This is a genomic window from Amycolatopsis sp. NPDC023774 (assembly GCF_040639695.1).
Taxonomy (GTDB): Bacteria; Actinomycetota; Actinomycetes; order Mycobacteriales; family Pseudonocardiaceae; genus Amycolatopsis.
The window spans coordinates 14,191-37,742 of record NZ_JBFAAJ010000007.1 but is presented as its reverse complement, the minus strand read 5'-3'; the positions used below and the strand labels follow the sequence as shown (position 1 = coordinate 37,742).

The 23,552-nt window shown below is 70.6% G+C and carries 26 protein-coding genes and 1 pseudogene; 13 read left to right on the top strand and 14 right to left on the bottom strand.

The genetic code is table 11. The annotated features are described in order from the left end of the window. Positions 1-2: 2 nt before the first annotated feature. Positions 3-1,313, top strand: coding sequence for a serine/threonine-protein kinase (locus AB0F91_RS17755; protein ID WP_360598609.1), 1,311 nt, complete (start codon positions 3-5; stop codon positions 1,311-1,313). Continuing rightward, positions 1,310-3,304, top strand: coding sequence for a Stk1 family PASTA domain-containing Ser/Thr kinase (gene pknB / locus AB0F91_RS17750; protein ID WP_360598608.1), 1,995 nt, complete (start codon positions 1,310-1,312; stop codon positions 3,302-3,304). Before AB0F91_RS17755 ends, pknB begins: the two co-directional genes overlap by 4 nt. 69 nt (positions 3,305-3,373) lie before the next feature. Here pknB and AB0F91_RS17745 read toward each other — a convergent pair whose 3' ends face one another. The 4 genes from AB0F91_RS17745 to AB0F91_RS17730 all read right to left on the bottom strand — a co-directional run bounded on the left by AB0F91_RS17745 (position 3,374) and on the right by AB0F91_RS17730 (position 6,195). Beyond that, a complete protein-coding gene (locus tag AB0F91_RS17745; RefSeq protein ID WP_360598607.1) occupies positions 3,374-3,724 on the bottom strand; it encodes a hypothetical protein in 351 nt (116 codons plus the stop codon). 382 nt (positions 3,725-4,106) lie between these two features. Further along, a complete protein-coding gene (locus tag AB0F91_RS17740; protein WP_360598606.1) occupies positions 4,107-4,751 on the bottom strand; it encodes a hypothetical protein in 645 nt (214 codons plus the stop codon). Then, positions 4,739-5,551 carry an ABC transporter ATP-binding protein gene (locus AB0F91_RS17735; RefSeq protein ID WP_360598837.1) on the bottom strand — a complete coding sequence of 271 codons (813 nt, stop codon included), beginning with the start codon at positions 5,549-5,551 and terminating at the stop codon, positions 4,739-4,741. Before AB0F91_RS17735 ends, AB0F91_RS17740 begins: the two co-directional genes overlap by 13 nt. Continuing rightward, complete coding sequence (locus AB0F91_RS17730; RefSeq protein ID WP_360598605.1) at positions 5,551-6,195, bottom strand: aminodeoxychorismate/anthranilate synthase component II; 645 nt, start codon at positions 6,193-6,195, stop codon at positions 5,551-5,553. Before AB0F91_RS17730 ends, AB0F91_RS17735 begins: the two co-directional genes overlap by 1 nt. 209 nt (positions 6,196-6,404) lie before the next feature. Between AB0F91_RS17730 and AB0F91_RS17725 the strand changes: the two genes are divergently transcribed. Continuing rightward, positions 6,405-7,724: an FAD-dependent oxidoreductase gene (locus AB0F91_RS17725; RefSeq protein ID WP_360598836.1), complete on the top strand. Its 1,320-nt coding sequence runs from the start codon at positions 6,405-6,407 to the stop codon at positions 7,722-7,724. A gap of 4 nt (positions 7,725-7,728) precedes the next feature. Here AB0F91_RS17725 and AB0F91_RS17720 read toward each other — a convergent pair whose 3' ends face one another. Together AB0F91_RS17720 and AB0F91_RS17715 are read right to left on the bottom strand one after the other, a co-directional pair. Then, entirely contained in the window at positions 7,729-8,328 is a 600-nt protein-coding gene (locus tag AB0F91_RS17720) for a response regulator transcription factor (RefSeq protein WP_360598835.1), read from the bottom strand. Beyond that, entirely contained in the window at positions 8,325-10,193 is a 1,869-nt protein-coding gene (locus AB0F91_RS17715) for a histidine kinase (RefSeq protein WP_360598604.1), read from the bottom strand. Before AB0F91_RS17715 ends, AB0F91_RS17720 begins: the two co-directional genes overlap by 4 nt. Before the next feature lie 169 nt (positions 10,194-10,362). Here AB0F91_RS17715 and AB0F91_RS17710 point away from each other — a divergent pair, with 169 nt between their 5' ends. The 3 genes from AB0F91_RS17710 to AB0F91_RS17700 all read left to right on the top strand — a co-directional run bounded on the left by AB0F91_RS17710 (position 10,363) and on the right by AB0F91_RS17700 (position 12,296). Beyond that, complete coding sequence (locus tag AB0F91_RS17710; RefSeq protein ID WP_360598603.1) at positions 10,363-11,073, top strand: ABC transporter ATP-binding protein; 711 nt, start codon at positions 10,363-10,365, stop codon at positions 11,071-11,073. 2 nt (positions 11,074-11,075) lie between these two features. Beyond that, a complete protein-coding gene (locus AB0F91_RS17705; RefSeq protein ID WP_360598602.1) occupies positions 11,076-11,810 on the top strand; it encodes an ABC transporter permease in 735 nt (244 codons plus the stop codon). 93 nt (positions 11,811-11,903) lie between these two features. Continuing rightward, positions 11,904-12,296, top strand: a complete 393-nt coding sequence (locus AB0F91_RS17700; protein WP_360598601.1) for an SCO5389 family protein — start codon at positions 11,904-11,906, stop codon at positions 12,294-12,296. Here the strand turns inward: AB0F91_RS17700 and AB0F91_RS17695 are convergent. The 3 genes from AB0F91_RS17695 to AB0F91_RS17685 are packed head-to-tail and all read right to left on the bottom strand — an operon-like array spanning position 12,265 to position 14,485. After that, positions 12,265-13,338: an LLM class flavin-dependent oxidoreductase gene (locus AB0F91_RS17695; protein ID WP_360598600.1), complete on the bottom strand. Its 1,074-nt coding sequence runs from the start codon at positions 13,336-13,338 to the stop codon at positions 12,265-12,267. The genes AB0F91_RS17700 and AB0F91_RS17695 overlap by 32 nt on opposite strands. Further along, positions 13,290-13,448, bottom strand: coding sequence for a hypothetical protein (locus AB0F91_RS17690; RefSeq protein WP_220245437.1), 159 nt, complete (start codon positions 13,446-13,448; stop codon positions 13,290-13,292). The genes AB0F91_RS17695 and AB0F91_RS17690 overlap by 49 nt, the downstream gene beginning before the upstream one ends. Then, positions 13,448-14,485: a class E sortase gene (locus AB0F91_RS17685; RefSeq protein WP_360598599.1), complete on the bottom strand. Its 1,038-nt coding sequence runs from the start codon at positions 14,483-14,485 to the stop codon at positions 13,448-13,450. Before AB0F91_RS17685 ends, AB0F91_RS17690 begins: the two co-directional genes overlap by 1 nt. A 724-nt stretch (positions 14,486-15,209) precedes the next feature. Between AB0F91_RS17685 and crgA the strand changes: the two genes are divergently transcribed. Both crgA and AB0F91_RS17675 read left to right on the top strand, forming a co-directional pair. Beyond that, a complete protein-coding gene (crgA, locus tag AB0F91_RS17680; RefSeq protein WP_220245435.1) occupies positions 15,210-15,476 on the top strand; it encodes a cell division protein CrgA in 267 nt (88 codons plus the stop codon). A 118-nt stretch (positions 15,477-15,594) separates the two neighbouring features. Further along, the gene (locus tag AB0F91_RS17675; RefSeq protein ID WP_360598598.1) at positions 15,595-15,966 is read left to right on the top strand and encodes a PH domain-containing protein; all 372 of its coding nucleotides are present in this window, start codon (positions 15,595-15,597) and stop codon (positions 15,964-15,966) included. Here the strand turns inward: AB0F91_RS17675 and AB0F91_RS17670 are convergent. Beyond that, complete coding sequence (locus AB0F91_RS17670; protein WP_360598597.1) at positions 15,963-16,712, bottom strand: rhomboid family intramembrane serine protease; 750 nt, start codon at positions 16,710-16,712, stop codon at positions 15,963-15,965. The two genes, AB0F91_RS17675 and AB0F91_RS17670, sit on opposite strands and share 4 nt — an antisense overlap. 259 nt (positions 16,713-16,971) lie before the next feature. Continuing rightward, complete coding sequence (locus AB0F91_RS17665) at positions 16,972-17,496, bottom strand: peptidylprolyl isomerase (protein ID WP_285971318.1); 525 nt, start codon at positions 17,494-17,496, stop codon at positions 16,972-16,974. Positions 17,497-17,702: 206 nt separating this feature from the next. Here AB0F91_RS17665 and AB0F91_RS17660 point away from each other — a divergent pair, with 206 nt between their 5' ends. Then, positions 17,703-18,326: a hypothetical protein gene (locus AB0F91_RS17660; protein ID WP_360598596.1), complete on the top strand. Its 624-nt coding sequence runs from the start codon at positions 17,703-17,705 to the stop codon at positions 18,324-18,326. A 65-nt stretch (positions 18,327-18,391) separates the two neighbouring features. Here the strand turns inward: AB0F91_RS17660 and AB0F91_RS17655 are convergent, their stop codons facing one another. Then, complete coding sequence (locus tag AB0F91_RS17655) at positions 18,392-18,844, bottom strand: hypothetical protein (RefSeq protein ID WP_360598595.1); 453 nt, start codon at positions 18,842-18,844, stop codon at positions 18,392-18,394. A 139-nt stretch (positions 18,845-18,983) separates the two neighbouring features. Continuing rightward, the gene (locus AB0F91_RS17650; protein WP_360598594.1) at positions 18,984-19,517 is read right to left on the bottom strand and encodes a DUF2020 domain-containing protein; all 534 of its coding nucleotides are present in this window, start codon (positions 19,515-19,517) and stop codon (positions 18,984-18,986) included. 158 nt (positions 19,518-19,675) lie between these two features. Here AB0F91_RS17650 and AB0F91_RS17645 point away from each other — a divergent pair, with 158 nt between their 5' ends. The 3 genes from AB0F91_RS17645 to AB0F91_RS17635 all read left to right on the top strand — a co-directional run bounded on the left by AB0F91_RS17645 (position 19,676) and on the right by AB0F91_RS17635 (position 21,578). Further along, positions 19,676-20,098 carry a DoxX family protein gene (locus AB0F91_RS17645; RefSeq protein WP_360598593.1) on the top strand — a complete coding sequence of 141 codons (423 nt, stop codon included), beginning with the start codon at positions 19,676-19,678 and terminating at the stop codon, positions 20,096-20,098. 66 nt (positions 20,099-20,164) lie between these two features. Continuing rightward, positions 20,165-20,830, top strand: coding sequence for a hypothetical protein (locus AB0F91_RS17640; protein WP_360598592.1), 666 nt, complete (start codon positions 20,165-20,167; stop codon positions 20,828-20,830). A 109-nt stretch (positions 20,831-20,939) separates the two neighbouring features. Further along, entirely contained in the window at positions 20,940-21,578 is a 639-nt protein-coding gene (locus AB0F91_RS17635) for a pyridoxal 5'-phosphate synthase (RefSeq protein ID WP_360598591.1), read from the top strand. Between the two features lie 216 nt (positions 21,579-21,794). On the opposite strand, the pseudogene AB0F91_RS17630 reads toward AB0F91_RS17635, so the two are convergent. After that, positions 21,795-22,609: pseudogene (locus AB0F91_RS17630) on the bottom strand (phosphotransferase). 63 nt (positions 22,610-22,672) lie between these two features. Between AB0F91_RS17630 and AB0F91_RS17625 the strand changes: the two are divergent. Next, entirely contained in the window at positions 22,673-23,551 is an 879-nt protein-coding gene (locus tag AB0F91_RS17625) for a hypothetical protein (protein WP_360598590.1), read from the top strand. Position 23,552: the final 1 nt, after the last annotated feature.

The following is a 23,552-nucleotide window of genomic DNA, read 5'->3' as shown; positions in this document are numbered from 1 at the left end:
CGATGCTGTCCTCGGGTCAGCTGCTGGCCGAGCGCTACAAGCTGACGAACCGGATCGCAGTCGGCGGGATGGGCGAGGTTTGGCAGGCCAGCGACACCCGGCTCGACCGGGTCGTCGCGGTGAAGGTGCTGAAGGCCGAGCTCTCCGGCGACGCCGAGTTCCTGCACCGGTTCCGGACCGAGGCGCGGATGACGGCGTCGCTCAACCACGCCGGGATCGCGGCGGTGCACGACTACGGCGAGACGTTCGCCGGAACCGAGGGCGGCAAAGAGGAAGACGCGCTGCCCATCGCGTACCTGGTCATGGAGTTCGTGGAGGGCGACCCGCTCGCGGGCATCCTCGCCAAACACGGGCGCCTCTCGGCCGACTACACACTCGACCTGCTGGAGCAGGCCGGCACGGCGCTCCAGGCCGCGCACGAGCAGGGCCTGGTGCACCGCGACGTGAAGCCGGGCAACATCCTCGTCACGCCGGCCGGCCAGGTGAAGATCACCGACTTCGGTGTGGCCAAAGCCGCGCACGCCGCCCCGGTCACGCGTTCGGGCATGGTCATGGGCACGGCCCACTACATCGCACCCGAGCAGGCACTGGGCCACGACGCCGAACCGGCCAGCGACGTCTACTCGCTCGCCGTGTGCGGCTACGAGTGCCTCGCTGGCCACCGGCCGTTCCTTTCGGAGAACGCGGTGAGCGTCGCCATGATGCACATCCGCGAGATCCCGCCGCCGCTGCCGCCCGACGTGCCGCCGGGTGCGCGCGCGGTCATCGAGGCCACCCTGGTCAAGGACCCCCGCCAGCGCTACGCGAGCGGCGGCGAGTTCGCCGCCGCCGTCGCGGCCGTCCGCGCCGGGCACCCCCTGCCGACGCCGCTCGGCCTGGTCAACGCCGCTTACGCGGCCGGCCAGGTCCCGCCGTTGCCGCCCCCCGGGATGCCGCAGGCCGGCGAGCTCCCCCACGTGCCCATCGGTCCTGGTTCCAACCCCGGGTTCCCGCCGCTGTCGCCGGGTTCGGTGCACGCCGTGCACCCGCCCGTGCCGCGGCGGAAGAGCCAGTGGGGCTGGTGGGTGCTGCTGGCGGTGATCGTGGTCGCCGTGATCGTGGCAGCGGCGTTCGTCATAGCCAAAGTGGTGGGCACCGGCAACGGACAGCCACCGAGAAGCGTGGACACGGGCAGACCGGCGCCGATCGAGCCGACCGGCCGCGCGGGAGGACCGACCGCAGGCGGACCCGCCCAACCGGGTGCGAGCGAGAAGCAGGGCCTGCAAGGCATCATGACCACACCTTGGACGGAATGGAACGGCACACAGAGATGAGCACACCCAGACTGCTCTCCAATCGGTACGAGCTGGGCGAGACGCTCGGCTACGGAGGTATGTCCGAGGTCCATCACGGACACGACGTGCGTCTGGGCCGGGAAGTCGCGATCAAGGTCCTGCGCGCGGACCTCGCCCGCGACCCCCAGTTCCAGGAACGCTTCCGCCGCGAGGCGCAGAACGCGGCCGCCCTCAACCACCCGGCGATCGTGGCGGTCTACGACACCGGTGAGGCCAACACCGACTTCGGGAACCTGCCCTACATCGTCATGGAGTACGTCGAGGGCCGGACCCTTCGCGACATCGTGAAGACCGAGGGCCCGATGTCGCAGAAGCGGGCCATGGAGGTCATGGCCGACGTCTGCGCGGCACTGGACTTCTCCCACCGCCACGGCATCGTGCACCGCGACGTGAAGCCCGCCAACGTGATGATCACGAAGAACGGCGCCGTCAAGGTGATGGACTTCGGCATCGCCCGCGCGATGCACGACGGCCAGTCGGCGATGACGCAGACGGCCGCCGTGATCGGCACCGCGCAGTACCTCTCGCCGGAGCAGGCGCGCGGTGAAGCCGTCGACGCGCGTTCCGACGTATACGCGGCCGGCTGTGTGCTCTACGAGCTCGTCACCGGGGAGCCACCGTTCACGGGTGACTCGCCGGTGGCGGTGGCGTACCAGCATGTGCGGGAGGACCCGAACCCGCCGTCGTCGGTGAACCCGGCGGTGACGCCGGAGCTCGACGCCGTGGTGCTCAAGGCGCTGGCGAAGGGCCCGGCCAACCGCTACCAGTCGGCCGCCGAGATGCGCTCGGACCTCGTGCGCACGCTCTCGGGCCAGCGCCCGTCCGCTCCGATGGTGATGTCGGAGGACGAGCGCACCCAGGTGATGAACCAGGACCGCCGTCAGCCCCAGCGTTACGAGGAGTACGCCGACGAGCCGGATGAGGACCCGAAGGCCAAGCGCCGCAACCGCACGATCCTGGCGATCGTCGCCGCGCTGCTCGTGGCCGGTGTGATCCTGCTGATCATGTGGCTCAACGGCTCGTTCCGCTCGGAGCCCACCACCGCGGCGATTCCGAACGTGGTGGGCCAGCAGGCGGGTGTCGCGAAGTCGACCCTGCAAACGGCGGGCTTCTCCTCGTTCGCCCCGAACAAGAACGTGATTTGCGGGGCCTCGGACCCGAGCACCAACCCCAAAGGCCTGACCTGCAGCGACGACTCGATCGACAAGGTCGTCTCGATCGACCCGAGCCCCAACCAAAACGTCGCGACGACCACGCAGATCCAGCTGTACGTGGGTGCCAGGCCCAACTCGACCATCGTGCCGGACCTGACCGGCAAGACCCCGGACCAGGTCGGCCCGCTTCTCGATCAGGCCCACCTGCAGCTGGGCAACGTCACCACGAAGACGGTCGACAACGCGGACGATGTCGGCAAGGTCATCTCGCAGGACCCGACCCCGAACTCGACGGCGGCCCAGGACACCAAGGTGAACATCACCGTCGGCGGCGATCTGCAGCTCAAGCAGGTGCCGGACACGACCGGCCAGACCTACGCCAACGCGAAGAAGCAGCTCGAAGGCCTCGGCTTCACGGTCACCCGCACCGATGTGGACTCGACCCAGCCGAAGGAGCAGGTCGTCAACCAGCAGCCGAACGGCGGTCAGGTCCCACCGGGTTCGAAGATCACGCTTTCGGTCTCCAAGGGCCCGCAGCAGATCACGATGCCGGACCTGACCGGTCAGACCGAAGACCAGGCCACGCAGTCACTGCAGAAGCTGGGCTGGTCGGGCAACATCAACGTCCAGTCGGTGCATTTCGGCGCAGGCCAGCCGGGCACGGTCATCCGGACCAGCCCGGACGCCGGCGAGACGATCTCGCCGACGCAGAACGTCACGCTGACGATCCTGGAGCAGGACGACGGCGGTACTCCGTCGACGTCGGGCAGCCCCGGCGGCGGTGGTGGAATCGGCTTGCCGCCGGGACACAATTGATCACCCGCTGAAACGCGACAGGGCCCGCACGCTTTTCCGTGCGGGCCCTGTGCTTTTCCCGGAAGTTTCTCAGTCCTGGTCAAGGAATCCGCGGACGCTCGCGAGCACCGTGTCGACATCGCTGCCCGAACCGCAGTCGACGTCCAGCTCCTCCACGGCGCCGGACCGCTTCAGCTTGAGCCGCACGCGTTCGTCGCCGCGGCCCTTGCGCAGCCAGCCGAACAGCGAGCGGCACAGCGTGCCCACGGACCGGCTGCTCACCATCACGACCACGGCGTCGCCCGCCGCGTCGCCCGACACGGCTCTCTCGGCCAGCCGGACGCGGTCGCGGAGCTCGTCCTCGGAACGCAGCCACGAGGCGAGCTGGCGCAGCTCGTCATCCGAGCCGGCCACGGTGATCGCGGCGATCCCAGCCGTCACGACTCTCCCCTCACGGGTGAACAGACGGCGCGAGGGTAACCGACGCGCTGCTGCGGAGGAAGACCAGCTCCTCGCACTGCTGACGGCAATTTGCGCATAACTGCGTGCAATCGCTCCGGCCGGGCACCGGCATCCGCCGTCGGCACGGGCGCGTCGTGCAGCCGACGGATGCCGGTGGACCGGTAGACCCACCCGCGGCGCCGGAGCGTTTCCCGACGCCGCGGGCTCTCTCCGCAGCAATGTTTTGCTGCTGACCGGCGTCACCCGCATGGGTGAAGGCAAGACATTAGCGTGCTCGGGGTGATCTCCGGAAGATCCGAACCGGAAATTGCCATGTGCAATTTGCACATTAACCTCGGAGCATGCGCCAACGGCTCCGAGTTCAGGCTCGCCGGCCCGCCAGCCACCCGACGACACCGGCGCTCACGCCCAGCGCGACCACCGAGGTGACCACGGCGAGGACGAGCGCGCCGACGTAGGGCGCGCCGTTGGTCAGCGCCGTGATCAGCGGGTGGACCAGGGGCACCCACTTGCCCAGCAGGACCAGGCCGAGCGCGAGCACGGCCGCGAGCACCGTCCAGCCGATGCGCCCGACCAGCAGGCGCGAGCACGGCAGGCCGATCGCGATCCCGAGCAGCCCGCTCGCCGGCAGGGCCAGCAGGCAGACGCCGAACGCGTCCCAGTTCAGCTGCCACGTCCTGATCGCCGACCACGCGAGCGTGATCACGGTGAGCACCACCAGGCAGCCGAACACCGCCAGCACCGCGCCGCCGATGGTGCGCAGGCGACTGCGCGCGTGGCTGAGCGTGACGAGCCGCTGCACCGGATCCTCGATGTCGAGCACCGCGATCGTGAGCCAGCAGCCGAGGACGACCAGCGCGCCGCTGCTCACGCCGTAGAGCGGCAGCACGGGCGAGTGCGGGTCGGAGTAGAGGATCACCGAAAGCGCGAGGTAGGCCAGCACCGCCGGCAGGTAACGCTGCGAATGGCCCAGTAGAGCCAGGTAATAGCGGCTCACGGCGAGCACGGCGCCACCTCCCGCACGGACCAGCCGCCCGACAGCGCGCGCAGGAGCACGGCGTCGGCGCTCGTCGCGTCGACGGTCAGGACCACGCGCGATCCCTCGGCGATCGCGTGCCGCACGCCGGGTTCGGCGGTCCAGTCGGTGCCGGTACCCGCCAGGACGATGCGGGTGGCGGGCTCGGTTTCCGCGGGGTCGCCCACGGCCGTGAGCCGGCCGCCTTCGATGCGGTGAACGGCATCGGCGTGCTCGCGCACGACGGCCGGCCGGTGGTCGGTGAACACGACGCTCGCCCCGCGCGCCCGCGTCTCGGCCACCAGCTCGCCGAGCACCGCGTGCGTGCCGCCGTCCAGCCCCGACCACGGCTCGTCGAGGATCAGCAGGTCGGGCCGCGGGAGCACGGCCTGCGCGAGGCCCACCTTCTGCGCGTTGCCCTTCGAGAGCGTGCGCAGCTGGGCATCAGGCCCGCCGACCAGCGCGAGCCGCTCCAGCAGCGGGTCGATCGCCGACAAGTCGGCAAGTCCGCGCATGCGCGCCAGATGCCGCAGGTACGACCGCGCGCTCAGCCGCTGCCCGCCCGGGAACCGGTCGGGCAGGTAGCCGATCGACGGCGTGCCCTCGACCGAGCCGAGGCTCGCCCGCGAAACGCCCGCCAGGATCCGCAGCAGCGTGGACTTCCCGGAGCCGTTGGCACCGAGGATCCCGACCACGCACGCGGCGGGCACGGTCAGGTCGACGCCGTCGAGCACCAGCTCGCCGCCGCCGTACCGCTTACCGACCCCAGCGAGCCGGATCAGCGGGGTGATCACGCAGCGGCGGCCTTCTGCAGCGTCTTCGTGGCGCGTTCCAGCTCTTCGACCACCTTCGGGTCGACGGGGTGGCCGGTCGAGGCGAGCCACGTGGCCAGCATCCGGTGCCCGCCCTCGGTGAGCACGGACTCGGGGTGGAACTGCACGCCCTCCAGCGGCAGCTCGCGGTGGCGCATGCCCATGACCACACCGGATTCGGTGCGGCCGGTGACCTCGAAGATCTCGTCGCGGATCGTCTCGGGCAGCACGGTCAGCGAGTGGTAGCGGGTGGCGGTGAAGCCGTCGGGCAGGCCGGCGAGCACGCCCTTGCCGTCGTGGCGGACTCGGCTGGTCTTGCCGTGCAGCAGCTCGGGCGCGCGGTCCACGGTCGCGCCGAAGTGCACGCCGAGCGCCTGGTGGCCGAGGCAGACCCCGAGCATCGGCGTGCGCGTCTCGGCGCACTTCGCGATGACCTCGATGCTCTGGCCGGCACGCTCGGGCGTGCCGGGGCCGGGCGACACCAGCACGGCGTCGAACTCGGGGACGCGTTCGAGGTCGACCACGTCGTTGCGCCACACCGTGCACTCGGCGCCGAGCTGCGCCAGGTACTGCACCAAGTTGTAGACGAAGCTGTCGTAGTTGTCGACGACGAGTACGCGCATGCGGCCACCTTACTGATCCGGCCAAAAGTAGGCCCCCGAGCGAGACGTAGCCGTCTCTACGCAAACCATGCGGCCGTGACTGTGGTCGGATTGGTACGACCGGCACAGTTGCGGCTCCCACCTGTTGGACCGTACGCCAGATCACAGTGAAAGTTAGGTAGGCCTAACTTACCGTGGGTACGGTGAGCCGATCCCTTCGCGTAGCGGTCGTGGGCGCCGGCCCCGCCGGTATCTACGCCGCCGACATCCTGGACAAGTCCGACGCCGACGTGCAGGTCGACCTGTTCGAGCGCATGCCCGCACCGTTCGGGTTGATCCGCTACGGCGTCGCGCCCGACCACCCGCGGATCAAGGGCATCGTCACCGCCCTGCACAAGGTGCTCGACCGCCCGAACATCCGCCTGCTCGGCAACGTCGACTACGGCACCGACCTGAAGCTCGACGAGCTGCGCGAGTTCTACGACGCCGTGATCTTCTCCACCGGCGCGATGGCCGACCGGCCGCTGGACATCCCGGGCGCCGACCTCGAGGGCAGTCACGGCGCCGCCGACTTCGTGAGCTGGTACGACGGCCACCCCGACGTGCCGCGGACCTGGCCGTTGACCGCGACCTCCGTCGCCGTGCTCGGCGTCGGCAACGTGGCGCTCGACGTCGCCCGCATCCTTGCGAAGACGGCCGACGAGCTGCTCACCACCGACATCCCGGCCAACGTCTACGAGGGCCTGAAGGCCAGCCCGGTCACCGACGTGCACGTGTTCGGCCGCCGCGGCCCGGCGCAGGCGAAGTTCACGCCGCTGGAGCTGCGCGAGCTCGACCACTCGCCGAACGTCGAGGTGATCGTGCACCCCGAGGACATGGAGTTCGACGAGGCCAGCATCACCGCGCTGCGGGCGTCGAAGCAGATCGACATGGTCGTGAAGACCTTGCAGGAGTGGGCGATTCGCGACGAGGGCACGCGCCCCAAACGGCTGCACCTGCATTTCTTCCACGCGCCCGCCGAGGTGCTCGGCGAGGACGGCCGCGTGACCGGCCTGCGCACCGAGCGGACCGAGTACGACGGGGAAGGCGGCGTGCGGGGCACGGGCGAGTTCCACGACTGGGACGTGCAGGCCGTGTACCGCGCGGTCGGCTACCTGTCGTCGCACCTGCCGGAGATCCCGTTCGACCACGTCGCGGGCGTCGTGCCGAACCAGGCCGGACGCGTGCTGGACCTCGACGAGAACCAGCTGCCCGGCGTCTACGTCACCGGCTGGATCAAGCGCGGCCCGATCGGCCTCATCGGCCACACGAAGGGCGACGCGGCGGAGACCGTCGCGAGCCTGCTGGCCGACGCCGACAACCTCGCGTCGCCGAAGCACGACTCCCCCGACGCGATTCTCGACTTCCTGACCGGGCGCGGGATCCCGTTCACCACGTGGGAAGGCTGGGGCAAGCTCGACGCGCACGAGAAGTCGCTGGGCGAGCCGCACGGCCGGGAGCGGATCAAGGTCGTGGAGCGCGACGAGATGGTGCGGGTCTCGCGCGGCTGAGCCCTCAGGCGGAGCCGAGGTAGGCGAGCACGGCCAGCACGCGGCGGTTGGTGTCGTCGGAGGCGGCGATACCGAGCTTCGCGAAGAGGTTGGCCGTGTGCTTGCCGACGGCGCCCTCGCTGAAGTGCAGGCGCGCGGCGATCGCGGCGTTGGAGCAGCCCTCGGCCATGAGCTCCAGCACCTCGCGTTCGCGCGGGGTCAGGGCCGCGAGCGGGTCGTTCGCGTTGCCCGCGACCAGTTTCGCGATCACCTCGGGGTCCATGGCCGTGCCGCCGGCGGCGACGCGGCGCACGGCGTCGACGAACTGCTCGGCGTTGAACACTCGGTCCTTGAGCAGATAGCCGACGGCGCCGGTGCCGTCGGCCAGCAGCTCTCGGGCGTAGAGCTGTTCGACGTGTTGTGACAGCACGAGGATCGGGAGGCCGGGCATTTCCCGTCGGGCCGCGAGCGCCACCTGCAGGCCTTCGTCGGTGTTCGTCGGGGGCATGCGAACGTCCACAACGGACACGTCCGGCCGGTGTTCCCGCAGTGCCGCGGCGAGTTCCGGGCCGGAGCCGACCGCGGCGACGACGTCGAAGCCGTGCGCGGTCAGCAGGTGGGTCAGGCCGTCTCGGAGGAGGTACTGGTCTTCCGCGACGACGGTTCTGGGCCGACCGGTGCCGGGTCCGGTTCCTGGGCCGCCGGTTCCGGGAGTGTCTGGCACGGCACCTCCAGGATCGCCTCGGTCGGTCCGCCCGGTGGGCTGGTGAGGCTCAACGTACCGTCGAAAGGCCCCACCCTGCGCTCGATTCCGCGAAGTCCCGAGCCACGTGCGGCTTCGGCGCCGCCGCTGCCGTCGTCGGTCACGACCACGCGCAGCAGGCCGTCGGAGTGCGTCAGCGAGACAGAGACCCGTTTCGCGCCAGCGTGTTTCGCCGCATTGCCGAGCAGCTCGCACACGGCGAAGTACGCGCACGCCTCCACCGGCTGTTCGACGCGGCCGGGCACGTCGGCCGACACGTCGACCTTGAGCGGGCTGTCGAGCGCGACCGCGCGCACGGCGTCGACCAGGCCGCGTTCGGACAGCACCGGCGGGTGTATGCCGCGCACGAGCAGCCGCAGCTCCGTCAACGCCTCGGCCGACGCGGTGCGCAGATCGGCTGCCAGCCGTTTGGCCGCTTCGGGATCGCTGTCGATCAGTGCCTCGACCGCGCCGAGCTTCAGGCCGATGGCCACGAGCCGCGACTGGATGCCGTCGTGCAGGTCGCGTTCGATGCGGCGCAGCTGGGCGGCCTGGGCCACGGTGACGTCGCTGCGCGACTGGTCCAGTCGCGCCACGCGCTGCGCCAACCGGGTCGCCTCCGTCGGCCCGAGCCACACCCGCGCGGATCGGGCCTGCTGCCGGGCCAGCCACGGCGTCGGCGCCAGACCCGCAATCAGCAGCGCGAACACGAGCGGCGTCTGTGCGAGCCCACCGAGGTGCGTCGACACCTCGGGCAGCGGGTACCACTGGACCGGCTGGTCCGACGCCGTCACGAACGGCCGCCACACCCACAGCGTCGCCAGCCCGGTCAGGCCCCAGCCGAGCAACGCGACCGTCGGGAGCGTCAACACCAGACAGGCCAGGGGGATCAGCGCGCCGCCGGCGAGGTCGCGCCAGGTGGCCCGGTCGCGCAGGACCCACTGCGTGCGGGCGCGCTGCAACGGCCAGAACGGCTCGTCGTACAGCTGCTTGCCGAACTGGTAGAGCCCGTCGGCGCGCGGCACCGGCAGCCCGGGCGCCGGCAGGTACGGCCGGTCGATGCGCACGCCGGTCCAGTTCCCGGCCTCGCGTCGCAGGGTGTCGGTAATCGTCCGGCAGCCGACCACGAGCGACGCCGTCATCGGAGCCGCGCCGATGATCAGCACCAGCTGCCAGACGGAGAAGACGAGGTGCACGCACGCCAGCGCGAGGAGGCCGAACTGGTGACCCGCGGCCTCGAGGTGGCGGTGCAGCCACCACTTGCGGGCCGGGTCGGCGGCCGGGTGCGGTCCGAGCCAATGGCGCGTCCAGCGGCCGTACCAGCGCAGGGCGTGGCGCCCGGCCAGCACGGAGAGCAAAGCCGTGCCCAGCGCGAACGGCGGGTTCAGCACCTGCCAGCCGAGCTCGCGGCTCGTCGCCGGATCCTCGATGATCCACGTGAAACGTCGGTTCCACCGGATCCACCACGCCCGTTTGTAGAGCTGGTTGCCGTCGCGATACCAGCCGTCGCGCTCGCGTTCCGGCTCCGCCGGCGCCGGCCGGTACGGTGTCGCGACCTCGATCTCACACCACCGGCCGACGAGTTCCCGCGTGCGCGCCGAGCGCGCGCGGGCCCAGTCGATCGCGGGGGTCAAGAAGAACACGAGCCCGACGCAGAGCAGCAGGAAGGCGAGCAGCTCCACGAGCGCGTCGACCCAGCTCAGCAGCGCGAGGCCGGCGAGGACGAACGCTCGCCGCACGGATTCCATTCGCCCCACCCCCTTTCCCGCAGTCTGACCGAGCCGGACCCTCGTGCGCACTGGCCGAAGCTCCCGTAAGGGGGTGGGCCCAGCCCCACCCCCGCGTCAGCGAAACCCCACCTGAGCTGGGGTTTCAGCGCCATTCTGCCGGACACCGCGCGCTTTTAGCGTTTTTCGCATGCCACTCATCGAAGTCACCGAGCTCCGGAAAACCTACGGCAAGCGGGTCGCGGTCGACGGCGTTTCGTTCACCGTCGAGCGCGGCGAGATCTTCGGCATCCTCGGCACCAACGGTGCCGGCAAGACCACCACCGTCGAATGCCTCCAGGGCCTGCGCCGGCCCGACTCCGGCGCGATTTCCGTGCTGGACCTGGATCCCGCGAAGGACATCGCTCGGCTGCACCAGCACATCGGCGTGCAGCTGCAGGACGCGCGGCTGCCCGAAAAGCTGCGGGTGGCCGAGGCGCTGGAGCTGTTCGCGGCGTTCTACCCGTACCCGGCCGATATCGGGGCCTTGCTGCGGCAGCTGCGCCTGGAGGACCACCGGACCACGGCGTTCGGCAAGCTGTCCGGCGGGCTGCGGCAGCGGTTGTCGATCGCGCTCGCGCTGGTCGGCAACCCTGAGGTCGCCATCCTCGACGAGCTCACCACCGGCCTCGACCCGCACTCGCGCCGCGACACCTGGCAGCTCGTGACCGGGGTGCGCGACGCCGGCGTGACCGTCGTGCTCGTCACGCACTTCATGGACGAGGCCGAGCGCCTCTGCGACCGCGTCGCCGTGTTCGCCGCCGGCCGGATCGTCGCCACCGGCACCCCGGCCGAACTCCGTGCCACCACGGGTAAATCCACTTTGGACGACGCTTTCGTCACCCTGACCGGACGGAGCTGACCGTGCACACCTTCACCAAGCTGCTCGCGACCGAGGCGAAACTCTTCCTCCGCACGCCGATGTGGGCGGTGTTCGGGATCCTGCTGCCGACCGCGGTGCTGGCCGGCGTCGGCTCGATCCGCGGTATGCGCGAACCGAGCGAGGTGACCGGTGGTTATCGGTTCATCGACCTGTGGGTCCCGTCGCTCGTGGTGGTCGCGCTCGCGATGCTGGGCCTGCAGTCGATCCCCGCGGCTGTCGCGAGCTACCGCGAGCAGGGCGTGCTGCGCCGGCTCGCCACCACGCCGGTGCCACCCGCGTTCCTGCTGCTGGCACAGCTCGTGCTCCACGCCGTGGTGGCGCTCGCGGGCGTCGGGCTGATGCTGGTGACCGCGCGCGTCGCGTTCGATGTGCCGCTGCCGCGCCACCCGCTGACCTACGTCGTGACGCTGCTGCTGGGCCTGGTGTCGGTGTTCGCGCTCGGCCTCATCGCGGCTTCGATCGCCCGCACGGCGAAGGCCGCGGCGGCGTTCGCGATGATCGCGTTCTTCCCGATCATGTTCGTCGGCGGCGTGTACCTGCCGCGACCGCTGCTGCCCGAGGTGATCCAGCGGATCGGCGCGTACGTGCCGCCGGGCACGCAGCCATTGCAGGACGCGTGGGTGGGCGCGGGCGTTCAGCCTCTGCAGTTCGTCACTCTGGCCGCGTTCGCGCTGGGCGGGACGGCGCTGGCCGTGCGGCTGTTCCGGTGGGAGTGATCCACCGAAGTGGTGATGAATACCGTTTTCTCTTGTGGGGTGTCCGGCCAGGCGAGTAGCCAGGAGGGGGAACCACTCACCATGGAGGTTGTCTTGTCTCTGGACGTATCGCCTGCGCTGCTGGAGAAGGCCGAGCGCGGGGAGGTCTCCGACGCCGAGTTCGTCGCCTGCGTGCGGGAGTCGCTGCCCTACGCGTGGGAAGTGATCACGGGCGTGATCGCCGAGGCCGACGGCGCGCCGGACGGCTTCGCCGACAACGAGACGCCGCCGCCGAGCGAGGCCGCCCGCGGGCAGCTGCTGCGTGCGCTGGCCTCCGACGCCATCCGCGGCGGGCTCGAGCGCCACTTCGGCGTGAAGCTCGCTTTCCAGAACTGCCACCGGGTTGCCGTGTTCCGGACGTCCGAAGTGGACGGTGACCGCTATCGAGCGTTCGTGTCGGTGCGCGGGCAGCTGCTCAACCAGAGCCCGGAGCTGCGTGACTGTTAAGTCCTGCTTTTGAAACCCTGAGCGCGGGCAGCACTTCAGCGCCGATCCGCGCGATGTTCTCCTCCGTGCCCTCCGGCGTACCGGACGCTTCCACGAACATGATCACGTGGGCGGCCCCGGTGCGCCGGAGGCTCGTTTCCAGGGTCGCCGTGCAGTAGTCGGGATCGCCGACGGGGTGGATCTCGCACAGGTACTCGGTGTACTCGTGCGGATCACGCGACGGACCGGGCCGGCCGTCCACTGTCACGTGCGCGCCGAGCCCGTCGGAAAGCCAGCCGGGCAACGACTTCCGCACCACGTCGACCGCCGCCGCACGGCTGTCGCCGACCTGGCAGAGAACCGTGGACACGTGGTCGCTGTGCCCGCCGTACGCCTCGACGGTCGCCGCTTTCTCGTCGTCACCGGCGTGCAGCCCGAGCAGCATGGGCAACCCGCGTTCGGCGGCCAGGCGCACGGCGTCGGACTTCAGCCCGCCGGCCGCCACAATCACTTCCGGTCGCCGCCGCGGCACCGGCACCAGCGGCACCTCGCGGAACGTGAACTGCTCACCCGCTGCGGACGCGACTCCCGAAGCCGCGCGCAGCAGCACGTCCAGCGACTCCTCGAAACCGCTCTCGAAGCGTGTGAGCCCGGTGCCGAACACCTCCAGGTCCTGCCACGGCCCGCCGCGCCCGACGCCGAGACGCAGCCGGCCGCCCGAAACCGCGTCGAGCATCGACCACTGTTCCGCGAGCGCCACCGGATGCGTCGTCGACAGCACGCTCACGGCCGTACCGACGGCGATCCGCGACGTGCGCCCGAGGACGTGCGCGGCGAGCGTGATCGCCGACGGGCACACGCCGTAGGGCAGGAAGTGGTGCTCGGCGAGCCAGACGTCGTCGAAGCCCGCCGCCTCGGCGGCCTCGGCCGCGCGCACGGTCCTGAGCAGCACTTCGGCGTCCTCCTGCCCCGGGAACCGCCCGGAGACGAGGAAGACGCCGAAGCGGCTGTGCCTCAGTTGTCCACCGACACTTCGTTGAACGGCAGCAGCGGGTCGAGCCACGGGAACACCACGAACATCAGCAGGGCGATGATGCCGAGCACCAGCACGACGGCGATCGCCAGCTTCGCCGCGAACGGTCCCGGCAGGCGCCGCCAGATCCACGCGTACATCAGGCGGCACCGCCGATCTCGGTCAGCAGCTTCCCGTAGTCGGCCACCTGGGACTTCGGCACCTGCTGCGTGAGCACGGACGTGATGATCAGCCGCTGTTTGGCGGAGAACTGCGGGTGGCACGTGGTGAGCGTGAGCAGCGAAGCCTCCTGCGCCTTCGGCAGCGTGTCGGCCGGCTTGTACGGCACCGGGTTCACGGCGTCGCCCTGGCTCGGGAGCACGACCTTGCGGCCGAACGTCTGGTCGTACGGACCGCCGCCCGGGATGCTCGGGTTGCGCAGCGTCGACACGCCCTTGCACTCCGGCTGCGCGCCCTTCCCGCTGCTCCAGCCCGATATCTCGTCGTCGTAGGGCAGCACCTTGTAGATGTAGAAGTCGGTCTGCGTCTCGATCACGATCTGGTCACACGAGCTGAGGTTGTCCAGGTCGTTGAACGGCGCGCCCTTGCCCACGCGGTGGCCGGCGACGCCGAAGTTGCCGGGCTCGCCGGGCAGCGCCGTGCCCTTGTAGTGGCCGGGGCCGATGGCGAGCGAGTCCTCGCCGGTGCCCTCCTGGATCGTGAAGTTGAAGTCGGCGCCGAACTCCGGGATGTGGATGCGCGCGAACGCCTTGCCGTCGACGAGCCCGGGGTGCAGCGTGCGGTCCTGAGCCCAGTCGCCCTGGAGCTGGTCGCTCGCCGCCGACTGCTTCTCGGCCGAGAAGAGGTCGGTCACGTAGACCTCGTAGACCATGAACAGCAGCACGACCAGGCCGAGCGTGATGAGGATTTCGCCGGCCGTGCGGATCGCGACGCCGCTCTTGCCCAGCGGCGCGGGCGCGGCCTTCTCCTTCACCGCGGTGGTGCCACCGGCCTCGACGGCGGCGAAGACCTCCGTCGGCTGGTCGGCTACGACGGGCCGGGGCCTGCGCCGGGAATCCGGCCCAGGCCCGCCGCCCCGTGTCGGCTGCGTCGGGCGGCCGGTCCCGCGGGGCGGCGTGCCCATGCGCTCGGTGGGCGGGTTGCCGGCACGTTCGGTGCCACGGGGCGGCGTGCCCATGCGCTCGGAAGGTGGGTTCCCAGCCCGCTCAGTGCCACGGGGCGCCGTGCCGGGTCCCTCGGCACGCGCGCGCCCGCCTGGCTCGCTGGGGGGTCCACCGGCGTCGGGTCCAGCGGCCATCGGTGCCTCCGCGCCCGGCGCGGCGCCACGACGGCCGGGGCCGCGGCGGCCGGCCGCACCTGGCCCGCCGACGCCCAGCTCACCGGCACCCCGGCGGGCGCCGGCGTCCGCGCCCGGCGCCGGGCGCTGGTCAGTCCGCCCTGGCTCGGTGCCGTACTGCTGAGTGGGACGCGGCTGCCTGCTCTGTTCGGGTGATCTGCGCTGGTCGGCCTGCCTGCGCGCCGGGTCACCCGCAACACGGCGCGGAGGCTGCGGCACTCTCGAGGTGGGGTCCTCCGGAGGCTGCCTGCGAGGTCTCGCGGCGCCGTCGGCACCGGGCGGCGGCTGGCGTCGCCGCTGGCCGTCGGGCCCTCCCGAGGGGCGGCGGCGGTCGTCTTCACCCGGCCAATCCCGCGTCGTCACGCAAGCTCCTCTCGCGCCGCCGGTGGAACTGCCGGTGGCGCTATTGTCACAGTCCGGAAATCCGACCGCTCCCGCCCGGTGCTCTGGAGCCGTCGTTTACGTTAACGTGTTCACGTGGCGCTGGTTGCGCAACCCGACGAGCGGGACGCCCGCGAACAGGCACCGCCACCAGGCAGAGCCAGAACAGCACGCGAGGAACACGATGCCGAAGTCCAAGGTCCGCAAGAAGACCGCGTACACCCCGCCCGTTGATCGCCGGACGCCGGTGAAGGTCAAGGCCGCGGGCCCGTCGAACCTGTTCTACAAGATCGTCATGTTCGGCCTCATGCTCCTCGGGCTGCTGTGGCTCATCGTGAACTACATCGCCGGCGACAAGATTTCGTTCCTGACCTCTCTCGGGAACTGGAACTTCGGCATCGGTTTCGCGGCGATGATCGTCGGCCTGCTCATGACTATGCGCTGGCGCTGATCATTACTCCGGATGGCTGCTTGACACCGAATTACACCGGTGTGACTCATCCCCAGTGTGGATAACCTCTGTGGATAACTACCCCACCTCGTGGGCCCCTCGTTCGGCCCTTGTGGTAGTGGCCTGGCTGGTCACGGTTCTGCTGCTCGCCGGCGCGGTGCTCGACGCGGTCTTCGGCGACGGCAAGGGCGCGGTCCTCATGGGGCTCGCCACCGTGGCGGTCGGGGCGTTCGCGGTGCACTGGAGCGTGGTGCGCCCGCGGCTGTCCGTCGACGCCGAGGGCCTGATCGCCCGCACACTCGGCGGTACGCACCGCCTGCCGTGGGACCGCACCGGCATCCAGCTGCGCACCACCCGCAGGCTGGGCCGCGACGGCGTCACGCTGGAGCTGGAACACGACGACGAGCTCTACATCTTCGGCCGCGTCGACCTCGGCGAAGACCCGCGCGACGTCCTCGACGCGCTCACCGCGCTGCGCGGTGCGTTCTAGCCGGCTGCCCGGCTGCAGAGGTAAGTCTCGACGCCGCGCACCGTGCCGAGTCGGCAGTCGGCCGAAGGGATCTGGGCGCCGCGGTAGAGCACCAGCCCGATGAACGCCACAACGATGATCCCGATCCCGATCGCCTGCCAGCGCGCACGGTTGCGCTCCGGCGCGTACAGCACCGCCGCGGTCACGAGCGCGCCCGTGACGAGGCCGCCGACGTGCGCGAGGATCGAGATACCGGGGATCGAGAAGGTGATGAAGGCGTTGATCGCCAGGTTCACGATGAGCCCGGTGGGGTTCAGCTTGAGCTTCACGATGATCACCGCGTAGGCGCCCATGAGCCCGAACAGGGCGCCGGAGGCACCGGCCGACGGCCGGTTGGGCACGTCGAACAGCAACACAGCCGTGGACGCGCCGAACATCGAGACGAAGTAGATCGCGAGGAACCGGGCCTTGCCGAAGACCTGTTCCAGTGCCCGGCCCAGCATCCATAGCGAGAACATGTTCACGGCGATGTGGAGCGGCCCGTAGTGCAGGAACCCGGAGGTGAAGATTCGCCACCACTCACCGCCGCCGAGCGTGGGAATGGTCCAAAGTTCACCGAGCTGCTGGATCGGCGCATCGCCGTTGTCGAACAGGCTCTTCGCCTGGATCACCGTGATCAGGTAGATCAGCACGTTGACCGTGAGCAACGTGGTCGTGACCACCGTGGAGTTCGTCGGCCGGGCTCCCGCGATCGTGCGTGTGCCCATGCCGGAGTTCTGGTACTCGCGGTGCTGCTGCCGCGTCTGCTGCGAGCCGGCGTGAACGCAGTCGGTGCACTGGAAGCCGACGGGGGCTTCCCGAAGGCAGTCGGGGCACGCCGGACGCCCACAGCGCGCACAGCTGAGGCCGGTCGGGCGGTCGGGGTGCCACCAGCAACCGGGCAGCGCGGCCTGCGGAGGGTACGCGGGGGGATTCGGCGGTTGGTTCACGATGACTCCAACCTACCGAAATCCCCCCGAGACGGCCTCAGGCCTCGATGGTGACCTTCTCGATGACGACGTCGGACAGCGGCTTGTCCGCCGGGCCGGTCGCCGCGCGCGCGATCGCGTCGACGACGTTGCGGGACTCCTGGTCCGCCACCTCGCCGAAGATCGTGTGCTTGAAGTTGAGGTGGGTCGTGGGTGAGACGGTGATGAAGAACTGCGAGCCGTTGGTGCCGGGCCCGGCGTTCGCCATCGCCAGCAGGTAGGGCTTGTTGAACTGCAGCTCGGGGTGGAACTCGTCGCCGAACTTGTAGCCGGGGCCGCCGCGACCGGTGCCGGTCGGGTCGCCGCCCTGGATCATGAAGCCGTCGATGACCCGGTGGAAGATCGAGCCGTCGTAGAACGGGCCGGAGTTCGTGCCCTGCGCGTTCGGCTGCGTGTACTCCTTGGAGCCGTCGGCCAGCCCCACGAAGTTCGCGACCGTCTTCGGCGCGTGGTCGGGGAGCAGGTTCACGTGGATGTCACCCTGATTGGTGTGCAGGGTGGCCTTGCGGGCGCTTTCAGTCACGTCGCCATCGTGCCATCCCTTCCCACATTTGGGGGGTTCAGGGGGCTCGCCACGGGGGAACCTGGAGGCAGGACCGCAGGAAGATGGGCATTTCCCGAGGTTTCACCGGTTCCCGTTGGGGGAAGACACAGCGTTACGCCGGGAAAAAGGGCACGATAGGTTACGGGCAACAGAGCGATATCAAAACGATTGGTGAGGTGAAGGCCATGACCCGGGCCGCAGATTCGGTGGGCGAGTCGGTGAAGTCCGGCGCGGTCGGCCTGCGCAAGCGAGCCACCGAAGCGGGCAAGGCGGGGGCGGCTTCGGCGGCGAAGGCCGCGGAAGCCGGCGCCGAGGAGTTCGCCAAGCAGAGCCGCCGGGCACGCAAGAAGCTCGCGAAGAAGACCGAGCTGACGCGCAAGGAGCTCAAGAAGAGCTCGGCCGCGGCTCGCAAGGAAGCCCTCGCCCGCATCGCCGAGCTGAAGAAGCCCGGTCGCAAGGCGAAGAAGGCCGCCATCAAGGCCGCGAAGTCCGCCGGTGAGTCGAAGCGCCGGGGCAAGAAGGACTTCAAGGCCGCGAAGAAGGACTTCCGCGCGGCGCTGGTCGAGGCGAAGTCGGCGGCCAAGGGCATGCGCAAGCGCCGCCGCTGGCCGTGGGTGCTCGGCCTGGGTGCCGTCGCCGTGGGCACGGCCGTGGCGCTGAAGTCGCGCCAGCAGGAGCCGCCGGTCGCCCCGGCGCCGCCGAAGGCCACCCCGCCGGCTCCCCCGGCGAAGCCCGCTTCGGAGACCCAGCCGTCTCCGGCGAGCAACGGCAAGGCACCCAGCACGCCGGCCGCCGAGAAGAAGAACTGAACCAGACGCGAAGAGGGCCCCGGGACGGCGATCCCGGGGCCCTCTTCCGTTGCTACTGAGCCAGATCAGGCCATCGCGGCGTGCTTGTCGATGAGCTGGCCGAGGCGGGGCAGGGCCTCCTCGACGTTCTTCTTGCCGCCCGGACGCAGCTTCGAGTAGACCTTCTTGATGCTGTCGCGGCTGCTGCGGTCGGCGCGCGAGTCGGTGACGCTCAGCAGGGCGTCGGCCGCCGCGTCGGAGCGGCTGGTCAGGTAGGCACCGAAGTCGCTGCCGCCCTGGGCGCGGAAGTCGCCGTAGAACGGCTCGAGGGCACCGGCGAAGTCGTCCAGCAGGCTGTCGACCGCCGAGGGGATGATGCCCGGCTTGATCTTCTTGACGGCGGCGAAGCCGGTCTTCACGACGGCGCCGGAGACCCCGCCCTTGTCGGAGACCTCGGCGTCCACGAGGCCCTCGAGGTCGGTCACGACCGACGGGCGACGGCTGGAGTCGAGCAGGATTTCCTTGAGGGTGTCAGCCACGAATCTTGTCCTTGTCGTAGAGATGGCGAAGTGCTTGTGGTGCCGGACGGGCACCCGCCCGCGCGAGTGCTCCAGGGCCTGCGCGTGCCGCACAGGGTAATACAAGATCAACTTCACTCACCCGTGTGGAGGCCACTACTCAGAGCTTCAGGGCCGCGATAGCCTTCTTGGCCACTGTGCGTGCTTTGATGCTCTGCTGCTGATTACTCGTCACGATGACTGCGGCTTCCCCCTTCGAGACCGCGTACACCACTCCGTCACCGGCCGGCTGGTAGCCGCCCTTCCACCCGGCGGGGTCGGAAGCCGGGTTCGAGGTGTCCACGGGCGCGGCGCGGTTGACCAGTTTCGTCGCGACGTCCTTCGTGCCCACGTACACCTGCACGGTGACCTGGAGCCCGCCGTCGGGGCGGTAGAAGAAGCACGACGGGTGCGGCTTGTCGTCGGACACGCGTACGGTCGTCACGTGCTGGCCGTTCGCGTCCTGCACCGTCTCGGCCGAGAGGTACGGGCACTTCGCTTCCCGGGCCGGCCGCGGATCGGGTGGCAGGCCGGGCTCAGCCGCGTGTTCGGTGGTCGGCGGCGGCGCGGGTTGCGCGGTGCCCGCGAGGGGAGTCGACATGCTGCAGCCGGCGAGCAACGCCAGGGCGGGCGCGAGAGCGAGGATTCGTCGCATAGCGCGCACAGTCAATCATGTCCAGTCACACGAGAGTGAAGAGCGAAAGGTTCGAGTTCCAGCGAGTAAGGGGCCTTCACTCCCTGTGGTGATAGATGAGGGTTGGCTTACCTGCCCTGGCAGTCACGTATATTCCGACTGCCCGGGAGACGACAGCCGTGAAACTCTTCGACAAAGGCCGGGACCACGTCCTCGCACTCTTCCGTGTCGTGCTCGGGTTCCTCTTCTTCTGCCACGGTGCTTCGACCGTGTTCGGCCTCTGGGGGCACCACGCCACGGCCGTCGGCACGTGGCCCGGCTGGTGGGCCGCGCTGATCCAGCTCGTCGGCGGCGCGGCCGTGACGCTCGGCATCGGCACGCGCGTCGCCGCCGTGATCTGCTCCGGTTCCATGGCCTTCGCGTACTTCACCGTGCACGTCGGCAAGGCCGTGCTCCCCATCGAGAACGGCGGCGAGCAGGCCGCCATCTTCGCCTGGGCCTTCCTCCTGCTCGCCTTCACCGGCGGCGGCCGCTGGGCGCTGACCGACTTGTTCCGCCGAACCCGTGAGGCCCCGGCCACCGGCACCGTCCCCGCCGCTTGACCGCACTGGCCGTCCGGCGTGCGACGATGGGCGCCGGGTGGTCGGTTGTCGCGGTCAGGGGTTCGAGTGCTCACGCCGGATCAGTACCTGCAGGTGGTGGCCGAGCGCGTCCAGCGCAGCGGCGGGCAGCTCAGCACCGTCCAGATCGGACCCGTGACCGCGGCCGTCGGGTTGTTCACCGAGTCGATCATGTTGTCCACCATGAACTACTGCGTCGCCGCGGCCGCCTACCCGGAGATCGACGAGCACACGTTGTTCCAGTTCACCGGCCTCGCCACGCAGCACGCGCGCGCCCACGTGCAGGGCACCGTCGGCTGGACGGCCGCCTCCGCCGTCATCGCGGGCCTCGTCGGCCGCGCGCACCCCGACGCCGCCACCGCCGCGTCGGCGAAAACCGCCAACCAGTTCGGCGTCGCCGTGGACCCATACGCGGGCATGACGTACGCCTGGGTCGGCGGCAAGCTCTGGGGCGCGGCGGTGCAGGGTTCGGTGAACGCGAAGCTGTTGTTCTGCTTCCCGCAGCCGACGGAGGCGTACCAGCAGCTGCAGTGGCAAGCGCAGTGGCAGGCCCAGCAGGCCGGGTACAACGCCGCGCCTGGCGATGGCGGCTCAGGCTCCGCCGCCGCTCCGTATGGCGCCTCTGGCCCCACGTCGAACGATCCCGGCGCGGTTCCCGGCGCGACCGGTCCCGCCACCGGCGGCCCCGGCCCCGGCGGCTTCCCCGGCCGGTAGATCCCACCCGGCCGGCAGCCCCCGATCCCACCGCCTCCGGCCGCCGGCCCGCCCGGCCCCCAGCCACCGCACTACCCACCACCGGGCCGCCCACCGTACGGTCAGTGACATGGTTTCCTTACGCGGCTGGCAATCCTTCCCCGAAGAACTCCCGCCCTTCGACCCGGACGCAGCCCCGGAAACCCCCGAAGAGCTGTTCCTCGAATGGCTCACGGAGGCCGGCGAACACGTCCTCGCCCCACACGCGGTGACTCTGTCCACAGTGGACTCCGACGGCTTACCCGACGCCCGCGTCGTGATCCTCAAGGACGTCGCCCCGTCCGCGTGGGCCATCGCCAGCAGCTCGGAAAGCCCCAAGGGTCACCAGCTCGGCGCCAACCCCCACGCCGCCCTCACCTTCTTCTGGCCCGGCCGCGGCCGGCAGGTCCGCGTGCGCGGCACCGTCGTCCCGGCCGCCCCGGAGGTCTCGGCGGAAGACTTCCTGGCCCGCCCACCCGCCTCCCGCGTCGAGGCGTTCATCGGCCACCAGTCCGAACCCCTCCCGGACCCCGCCAACCTCACCGAAGCCGCCGACGCCGCCGCCCACTGGGTCGCCGAAAACCCCGACGCCGCCCCGAAAACCTGGACGCGCTACCTCGTCACCCCCACGACGGTCGAGTTCTGGCAAGCCTCCCACGACCGCCGCCATCTCCGCCTCCGCTACCTCCGCGCCGCCGACGCCTGGACCCGCGAACGCCTCTGGCCCTGACCCGGCCGGCGCCGGTCAGGCGTCCGGCCGCGCCAACGCGGTCCGCCCACGTCGGCTCCCCGCCGGTGGGAAGCCGACTTCGCCGAGGCAAACCGCCCCGACGCCATCTGGACGGCCACCCCAACCAACGGCGCCGCACGCCTGCCGTGGGAGCTGAACGGCCGACCTCACGCCCCGCAGGTCCGGCACGACACGCCCTCCTCGGGGCCGTGCCCTTCAGGCCTCCAGCCGCGCCAACGCGGCCCGGCCGCCGACAGCCCACGTCGGCTTCCCGCCGGGTGGGCCGGCTTCGCCGATGGACACCAGCCGCGACGCGAACAGCACAGCCCAGCCGCGGGCGCGCCGGATCGTGGCGTCGTCCGCGGTGTACGCGGCGAAGAAGCCCGTCGCGTCCGGGAGGAGCACCCAGGCGGCGGCGAGGTCCGTCGCGGGGTCGCCGCTGCAGAGCTCGCCGAAGTCGAGGACGCCGGAGAGGGTCCGTCCGTGGTGACGACGTTGGCCGGGTGGAGGTCGCCGTGGAGGCAGACCGGCGGGCCGGACCAGGCGGGAGCGGCGATGGCGTCAGCCCAGATCGTGCGCAGGGCCGGGGTCGGCAGTGCAGGCGTGAATGTTGCGAGGGGGACGCCGCGGTCGGTGGTGGCCGGGGCGTCGACAGGCGCCTCGCGGTGGAGCGCCGTGAGGAAGGCACCCAGGGCGTCGGCGGAATCGAGGGTGACCGGCGCGCGGTCGGCCGGGGTGCCGGGCACCCAGCTGACGACGGTCCAGTGCTTCGGGAACCGCTCCGATGGAAGACCCAAGCGCACGCGGGTCGGAACCGGAAGCGGAAGAAGCGAGGCGAGCGAAGGCAGCCAACGGTGTTCCTTCACCAGCAGGTCGGACGCGCGTTCCGTCGCGTACGGCAGCCGGACGGCGAGGTCGTCGCCGAGGCGCCAGAGCTGGTTGTCCCAGCCGGTGGCGGCATGGCGCAGCGGAAGCGCGACGAGGTCAGGGTGCTGGTCGCGCAGGAGGGCGCGGATGAGCTCTTCGGTCATGAGCGGTCCCCCGGTGTCCGAACTGTTCAAGACGCGCGCGCGGGAGCGTGCGACGGTGATCGTATGACTGTGAACCTCGCTGCTGCCGCGTCCTTCCTCGCCACGCACGGGCGGGTGCTCGACCGCCGCCGGTTCGAGCTGCTGTTCGGCGCAGGTGATGCGGAGGCTGTGCTCTCGGCTGTCGCGGGGTACCGCAACGCCGACGGCGGTTACGGCTGGGGCCTGGAGCCCGATCTACGCGCGCCGGAGAGCCAACCGGGCGGGGCGCTGCACGCGTTCGAGGTGTTCGAGGACATCGCGCCGAAAACCACGCCGCTGTCGCTGGAGCTGTGTGACTGGCTGGAATCCGCGTCGCTGCCAGGTGGTGGGTTGCCGTTCGCGTTCCCCGTCGCGGACCGCGCCGGGAGTGCTCCATTTTGGACCGACGCGGATCCGACGAAGTTCTCGCTCCAGAGCACGGCTTTCGTCGCGTCGACGGCGTTGCGCGTCGCGGCGCACGACAAGGCCGTGGCGGAACACCCGTGGCTCACCGCGGCCGTGTCGAGGTGTCTGGACGCCATCGCCCGGGTGGAGGAGCAGCCGCACGCGATCGAGCTGTCGTTCGCCATCCGGTTCCTCGACGCCGCGCACGCCACCCGCCCGGAGGCCGACGAGCTCCTCGACCACCTCGGCAAGTTCCTGCCGGCCGACGGCATCCTCCACGTCGCCGGCGGCGGCGAGGACGAGGTCTTGCGGCCACTGGACTTCTCGCCGATCCCGGGGCCGTCGCGCAAGGTGCTCGACCCCGCCGCGGTCGCCGCCGAGCTCGAGCGTCTCGAGTCCCAGCAGCTCGAAGACGGCGGCTGGACGGTCGACTTCGCCAGCTTCTCACCGGCGGCGGCGCTCGAATGGCGCGGCTACGCCACCGTTCGCGCGATTTCGGTGCTGCGGGCCAACTCGTAGT